The organism is Mycoplasmopsis primatum ATCC 25948 (assembly GCF_000702785.1).
GTDB lineage: Bacteria > Bacillota_I > Bacilli_A > Mycoplasmatales > Metamycoplasmataceae > Mycoplasmopsis > Mycoplasmopsis primatum.
The window spans coordinates 1-7840 of the sequence record NZ_JNJV01000033.1 but is presented as its reverse complement, the minus strand read 5'-3'; the positions used below and the strand labels follow the sequence as shown (position 1 = coordinate 7840).

Below are 7840 nucleotides of genomic sequence, written 5' to 3'. Positions count from 1 at the left end.
TAGTTTTTCGCCCTAAAAAAGAATATAGAAATCATAAATTTAGTAATATTTATTAAGTACTTAATGAAGGCGTATTTTACTTTTGGAATTTACAAAAAGTTTTTTGAAAAAGATGATAAAACACAGAGTTTTAAATTAGTTTATAATAAAAAGAACTATATTAATTTATTGCCTAAAAATATGGTTCAAACCAAAGACTATACTATTTTTAAATGGACTGACAATTCAGCATGAATAAATTGAAATAAACATATACATTGGTTAATTCCCAATTTAAATTTAAAAACAAGAGCCGAATTAAAAGAAGCAAATAGTAGAGTCCAAACTATTAATATGCATTTTATTGATTATAAATATAATTTGGCTTCACGTGATTTGCGAACTATTTCGCTTGAACTTCAATATGATTATTGAAATGGAAACGTTGAAGAACAAAAAACTTTTTGAAATGAATTACAAGTCGATTTTAATGATAATTTATTAAAGAATAAAAAGATATATTCGCTTACTGATGTGGGCGGAGATTTATATACTCCTTTTAATGAAAAAATTCTTAATGTGCACTCTAATTCTTATTATTTAGAGCAAAAACTTAATGAGTATTTTCAAAAACTTTATGTTTCTAAAAAAGAGAAGTTCGACAAACTAAAAGGAATAAGTTTAGAGAGTGATTGATTAAACACTTTTAAAGATTTAGGGCTTGGTTATAGTGTGGCAAATTCTAATATGATTGATATTTATTTCTTAAATAGAGTGCTTATAAGGGGTGTAAAAATAGAATTTGTTCCTACGGATCATTATAAGAATGCGAGAATTTTTGATAGACTTAAATTTGAATTCGGCAAATGAGTTGATTTTCAAAAAGGGACTACGGAATTAGTTGATGACGTGCCTGAAAGAGATGAAACTGATAAAAAAGAGATTGGACTTCAAAATGGCGTTTATTATGATGGGCGCTGAATAGTGCATACACCAATGAAAGTAAGTTTTGATAGTTTTAGCGAAAATGAAGTGTTGATTATTAATGGTAAGAGAATAGATGTTTTAAATGGGCATTTTGAAGAAGACCTTAATGATTTAAGAATTGATGCAAATGATAATGAAAGAATTTTGAATGAAAATATAGTTGATGAAAATACGGAGAAAAATGATGAAAATTCACATAAGAAAAATGAGTTCAAAATTCAGATTCTTAAATATAGAGCAGGAAGTAAGGGCAATTTAGATACTGACTTAGAATTAACGTATGAAAAGACTTTTATTATTGATAGTAAGTCGTCAATGGAAGACTTTAAATGGTATGCTTGAGATCCTGAGAATAATAAGCATCAAAGAGAGTTAATTGAAGAGTATTTGAAAAATGAAAAAGGGGAGTTGTTAAAGAATGAAAAGGGCGATTATATTAAGAACCCGAAATATGACCCCCTTATTGATGCTAAAACTGGAACGAAAAAGCAATTAGTTTTAATGGACTTTTCAAAAATTGGCTTTACATTTGAAAATAATTTTAATCATAATACTCCTGATTATAATTATGCTTGTGACTCTAAACTTCCTTATAAAAGTAAGTTTCTATTCCCGCCACATTCTACTTTAAGCAATTTTCAAAAAGTTATTGCAGAAGCGGTAGTGATTGAAAAAGGGGGCATCAAGGAACTTATAGGTGATACTCAAAACTTTACCTTATTTAAACTTAATGAAGAGACTTTTACTTTTGAAAAGGTAGAAGGTGATAAATATTTTAAAGAGTTAGAAACGACTACAAGTGAAAGTTCTTATTTTTCAAATGAAGGAACATGACTATTTTGTTCTAATGCTAAAAATTCTATTTCTAACTTTAAGTTAGTGATGATTAGGGGTGATAAGAGCAATAATAATTACTTTACTGAATTACAAAAATATAATAGGGGTGAAATTGTGCCTTTATGAAAGAGTGATTTAGGAGATAAGATAAGGGCTTTTATTCTTAAAGATGGAACTTTCAAAAAAGAAAATATTTATAAGTTAAGTTATGAAGATGTTTTAGAGTGATATAAAAAATATATAAACTATTTATATAAAAATAGTTCTTTTACTCATTATATAAAACCGGTTTTTAAAGCGATTGAAAATAATAAATATAGTTATAATCAATTTTTAGAACTTTACGCAATACAGGGGCTAAAAAGGGCTAATAATGGCGAGTCTTTAAGTGAAGGTGATAGACAATTTAATGAAAATAAAATTAACGATCCTGAGAATAGGAAAAAGTTTATGAAATTTAAAGATGATTTCTTAGGAGACTTTGATTATAAGGATCGTGTTGAAATTGACTATGTTGAAATGTCTCCTAATAAAGACGGTGTTTATGTAAAACTTAAACTTAATACATTAGATAGGTCTTTCGCTTTTGAAGCTAATAGTGGTTATCAATTGATAAAGATTAAGTTTAGTGATATTAATACGCCTAATGATAAACAAGCATTAGAGTTAAAAGTAAATAGTGATTGATTTATTAATTTTGCTAAAACTAAAACTCAAAGTCAATTTGAAAATGAAATATGGCTTCATAAAAAATTATGATTTACTAATCTTAATGAAATAGAGTTGGAAATGCTTAATTTAAGTGTTGTATTTAATGCTTCAACTGGTCTTTTAACATTAAATGCTTCTTTAAAGGACTCATTCAAAAAAGAATATTATTTGCCTTATAGTTCTTTTGAAATAGCAATTAAAGAATTTAATACTGATCCTGTTGTTAATAGTGGTATTTTTGAAGGTTATAATTTTGATGAATTTAATCTTAATGGTTTAGATACCAAAAAAGAAATTGAAGCATATATTCTTAAAATTATTGATGAAAACTTTAAGGGGTTAGTAAGAAATAAAGACTTTGCTATTAAAAATTTAGATGCAGTTATTGATGAAATGAAAATGGTGCAGATAGGAACTAATAAAAAGTTAATGAAATTTACTAATTTAACGCTTGAAGCAATCGGTGATAAAATAGGGTTTAAAAATATACGTGTTTATAACTATGTAAGAAAGTATATTGCTAATGATATTAATTTAAATAATTTGAAAATTAGTGATGTTGAAATTGATGCTAATAGTTATAAAGATATAATGAATAAAATAATTAAACACGTAAATGATGCTCTTAAAGAACATAATTTAATTTATGGCTATGAAATTGATATTCAAAACTTTGTTGAGGGCATTAATAAGTTAATGCTTGGAAATGGTGCGGACTTTGTTTTTAAAGTCGTTGGTATTCATAAGAAAGTTAAAGGTTCTATTAGTTTTAAAGTGGTTAATAGTGCAAAAGAAGTTTTGGACTCAAATGGCAATAAATATTTATATGATTTATCAAGTATTAGAATTAATGATTTATCTTATAAAGAATATAGAATGAATATTCTAAAAGAAAAAATATTGGCTGATGTTTTTAAAGTGATGAAAGGGAAGTATCAATTAGAATTTAAAAAACATTATGATATTGATATTAATGCACTTAATTTATTAATTATGGCTATTACTAAAAAGAGTGAAAAAGAAATTGTCGGTGTTTTAAAACTTAAAAGTGTTAATGGTGTTTCTAAAAATGAAACTGATATTAGAATACATAATCATAATAAAGATTATGATGCTATTAATGATTTAGATAGTTCTATACCTGATGCTGAAAGTCTTAAAAAGAAAGCAAAACAAAAGAAAACTATTTTGTTAAGCACTTTAATTCCTTTGGGACTATTTGGGCTTATAGGGCTTGGAACGCTTGCTTGATTTGTCTATGTAAGAAAATATAGTAAAAGAGTTAAATAGGTCGTATAATAAGAAAGCAATATGCTTTCTTTTTTGACTTAAAACTTTTATAAAAAGACTTTGAAAAATTTTTAATGGTGTTATAATATTATTAAATAACTCAAAAAAGGATGAATCGCGGTAATCGGGAAGCAAGCAGCCGTATGATTGTTTTATTTTTAAGGCTTGATGTTAAGTTTTGAGTTCTAACCCGTCTTAAAGAGAGATTTATATCTCTTTTTTTGTATAATTTTTATATGAATATAGAATTATGAAAACCTTTAAAAATTATAAGTCCTTTATTAAAAGATATTTTCAATAAAGGTATAGATAGTAAATATAAAGTCCATCCACTTGTTATTTTTGAAAATAAAAAAGACAATACTTATTATTGTATAAGATTACAAACTGCTACAAACATTACAATTAAACATAATGTTTCAATAGATAATAAAACTTACCAAGATGACGGCTATTGAAATGACCATCAAGGTGTAGCAGTTACCAAAGATATTTTTATTATTGATAAGGAATTATTAGAGAAAAATATAGATTGAGATGTTTATAATAAAACTAATTCTTTAAATGATAAAGATAGAGAATTAATTGTTGATGATTTAGAAAAAAGAATTAATTCTGCACCGCCTGAGTTAAACATTATTAAAATATTAGATGATTTAAAAGATAATATAACAATTTATACTAATAAAAAAATGATAAATAGTCAGGTTCTTGCTATTGTAAATACTAATAGCAAAAAAATAAGTGAAAAAACTAAAAATTATTATAAATATCATTTTGATAAGGATAAATTTCTTAGTTATATAAATACTTCTAACATTAAAGATACACAAGAAGCATTAAAAAGTATTAAATTATGTGTTAATAAAGAAAAAGGATTGAAGTGTAAAGACAATTTTGAATATAAATTAAATAAAGAAACCGATGAATATTATCTGGCTAAAAAAAGAATTCTCAAACCTTAAATTGATGTAGTATTTTATTAAAATAAGACTTTGAAAAATTTTTAATGGTGTTATAATAAACATAAGACGCCACAGTTAGAGCTATGAGCGGTCTCTAATCGACAGTCTATAACGGTTGAGTCAATAAAACATTCGCAACTTTATTCCCAATTAGCTCAGATTGGGTTAGAAGTGAAAAAAATATGTTTTTTGTGAAAAAACTTATGATGTTTTATTAAAGGAAAAAGCACTATGTGCTTTTTTTGATTTTATTATAATTTATATATTATGAATATTGGAAGTTATTGAAAAATAAGAGATTTAAAATATAGTAAAGGTCATATTAGTAAAAATAAAGATAATTCAATAATAAGAGATTATCACCCATTAGTTGTTTTTTATACTGATGAATATGTTTATTATTTGACTGCTAAGTCTTTAATTGATAGAGATACACAATTAAAAAGAAAAGTTTATTCAGAGAATGTTTCTTTTAATGAAGGTTTATTAAATAATAATTATGGTGAAATAGTCAATTGCACGTCTATAAATATTATGGAAAGAAAAGAATTTGAAAATTTATTTGAATTAGATAATGAAATAAACGGTTCAATAATTGATAATGAAAAATTTAAAATTATAATTAATAAATTGTATGAAAACATTTTAAATAAAAATATGGCGTATCATAAATTTGAGTTTATAAAAAGACCTGATGATACTTTTAAATTAATATCTAATAATGAAGTTGAACGAGAATTAATAAATAATGTTGTTAAAAATATTAAAAAAATGTCTTGTATGAGTGATAAAGAATTAAATGAGTTTAGAAATATACCAAAAGATTTTCAAATGAAAAAAGATGTTTCAAAAGATAAAAAGACTTCAAAATTTAAACCTTAAATGATATTTTTAAAGACTATTACTAAAATAGTCTTTTTCTTTATTTAACTATAAAATAGTTTAATTTGTAAAAAAATGTGTTTTATTGTTAATAAATAAGTGTTTTAAAGGTCTTTTTTCTTTATATTCCTATAAAATAGATTAAAAAATAAAATTGCTTTTTATGTTTTCGTTTTATAATTATTAAGAATTAAACGATGAAAGTGAGACATATATGCAAAGCAATGAATTAGCTAATGCTATTTTTAACTCTAATTATCAATATGAGTTATATAAAGAAATGGCTGAAAAAATTAATCATATTGAATGATATTTTAGAACCATTATACGAAAACGTCTGTATAGTGATTGAAAAGTTTTTAGACGTAAGACCAGACAATGAATAACTCGGGCTGGTGTTTTTTATTTAAACGTCACTGAGTATGAAAAATGAGACCCTGAGACTCAAAAACTTATAAGATTTGTATATTATCATCATCCAATTGTTGAAAATTTAAAATATAGTAAATATGACTTTGAATTAATAAAAGAAGTTATTTTAGACTATTTAAATGGCAATAAAAGGAATAATTATCCTGATTATTATCCTTCTAAACAAATGGTAAGTTATTTTAAGGAGAGATTTAAAATAAACGAACATATCAAAAACTTAAATGATAAGTTATTAGATGATATATATAATAACTCTAATAATTGTAAATATAGTCTTAATATGGACGATTTATTTAAGTATTTTCAAATGGGTAATACAAATGAAAAAGTGAGAATTAGAGAAGCGGTCTTTCATAAAGAAAATGATATTAATAAGGGCGGCATATGCTTATTTTTCGTAAAACCTGTTAATGCTAAAAATGACGAAAATAATAACCTAAATTATCAAGTAAAAGAAATAGAAAATGTAGTTAATTCTTTAAATTTAAGTGCTGAAAATATAACTTTAAATGGTGATGGTGCTCCTTGAATGAAAAGGATTCAAAAAGAGTTAAATGTAAATTATGTGCTTGATAATTTTCATATAAAAAAGATGATTAATATGACTTTTGGGCATAATCGTTTTGCTATAAAAGATAATAAAAAAGTCTTTAAAAATTGAAAGTCTATTAAGTTTAATAAGACCTGATGTTCTTTATTTAATGAAGTTTTTAATGATAAAAAATACAATGATTTTTTAGACGTTCAAAATGAATTTTTAAAGGAATTGTCACTCAAAAATGTAAATAATGTTGTATTAAATAACATTGAAAAGTTTTTTAACTATATAAATATGCATAAAAAAATGATTTGAAATTCGGCTGGTGATTTATTAAAAAATAAAAGTTATACGGAGCATTTCGTTTATCATTTTTTTAAGAAACATATTAGTAAATATCATAGTTTATATAGTTTAAAAAACATAGAAACAATCATTATTTATCAAAATTTAATGAAAAAATATGCGACTATTTTTAGATAGTTGGCTTTTCATTTTTTGTATTTTTTAAGGGGGTGGTGCAGATTTGGGACAGAACTGCGCCAGTTTTTAGGGTGTTTTATATATACATAGTATATATAATATTTCGGCGTGTGCCAGTTCTGGTGCAGTTTTGCGCCAGTTTTGAAGTGCTGGTGCAGATTGGAGCCAGTTTGCGCCACTTATTTTTTCCTTTCTTATATAATTTATAAATAAATTATATAAAAAGCAAGATAAAACTGCCCCTTGGTTAAAGGGTGGCGCAGTTCTTATCTTGCCTAATAAGGTGCGCGCGCGTGTAGGGAGATGTTTGGGTAATGCTGGTGTCACGCTTTGCCCCAGAGAAAAAATATAAAAATGTTTTTGAAAAATTTTTTTGGATTATAATTAGTGTAGGTCTATGTTGATGTTTTTATTCGACATACTTAAATTTGACGGATCCGAATATTTTTTTGAAAAGTATCTCATTTCCTTTCTACATGTGGCTTAGATGTAGGGCTAGAAGACGTTGTAAATTCAATACCTCTTTGTTTAACTTCTAAAAAAGTTTTAGAATACGCATTTTCTTTGTGTCAAAAATTAGTTCTATTATCAGATAACAACTTTTTTGGATAACCATATTTATTAAACATATTTTCTAATAGTACTTGATATCCATTTAACGTTTCAGTTCCCTCTTCAAAGAATAGATCGACTACTTTATTTGTTCCTGCGTCAACAGCCATTAGACACGTTGATT

The 7840-nt window shown here is 25.1% G+C and carries 4 protein-coding genes and 1 pseudogene; 4 read left to right on the top strand and 1 reads right to left on the bottom strand.

Annotated features, from left to right (window positions below):
• Positions 1–63: 63 nt before the first annotated feature.
• The 4 genes from T386_RS0103600 (at position 64) to T386_RS0103585 (ending at position 7104) form a co-directional block, all read left to right on the top strand.
• The gene (locus T386_RS0103600; RefSeq protein ID WP_029513772.1) at positions 64–3804 is read left to right on the top strand and encodes an Mbov_0399 family ICE element protein; all 3741 of its coding nucleotides are present in this window, start codon (positions 64–66) and stop codon (positions 3802–3804) included.
• Between the two features lie 110 nt (positions 3805–3914).
• Entirely contained in the window at positions 3915–4769 is an 855-nt protein-coding gene (locus tag T386_RS0103595) for an Mbov_0400 family ICE element protein (RefSeq protein WP_156935945.1), read from the top strand.
• A 267-nt stretch (positions 4770–5036) separates the two neighbouring features.
• On the top strand, positions 5037–5651 hold the full coding sequence (locus T386_RS0103590; protein ID WP_156935944.1) for an Mbov_0400 family ICE element protein: 615 nt from the start codon (positions 5037–5039) through the stop codon (positions 5649–5651).
• 214 nt (positions 5652–5865) lie between these two features.
• Entirely contained in the window at positions 5866–7104 is a 1239-nt protein-coding gene (locus tag T386_RS0103585) for an Mbov_0401 family ICE element transposase-like protein (RefSeq protein ID WP_029513769.1), read from the top strand.
• Positions 7105–7526: 422 nt separating this feature from the next.
• On the opposite strand, the pseudogene T386_RS0103580 reads toward T386_RS0103585, so the two are convergent.
• A pseudogene (locus T386_RS0103580) lies at positions 7527–7840 on the bottom strand (hypothetical protein); the annotation flags it as partial.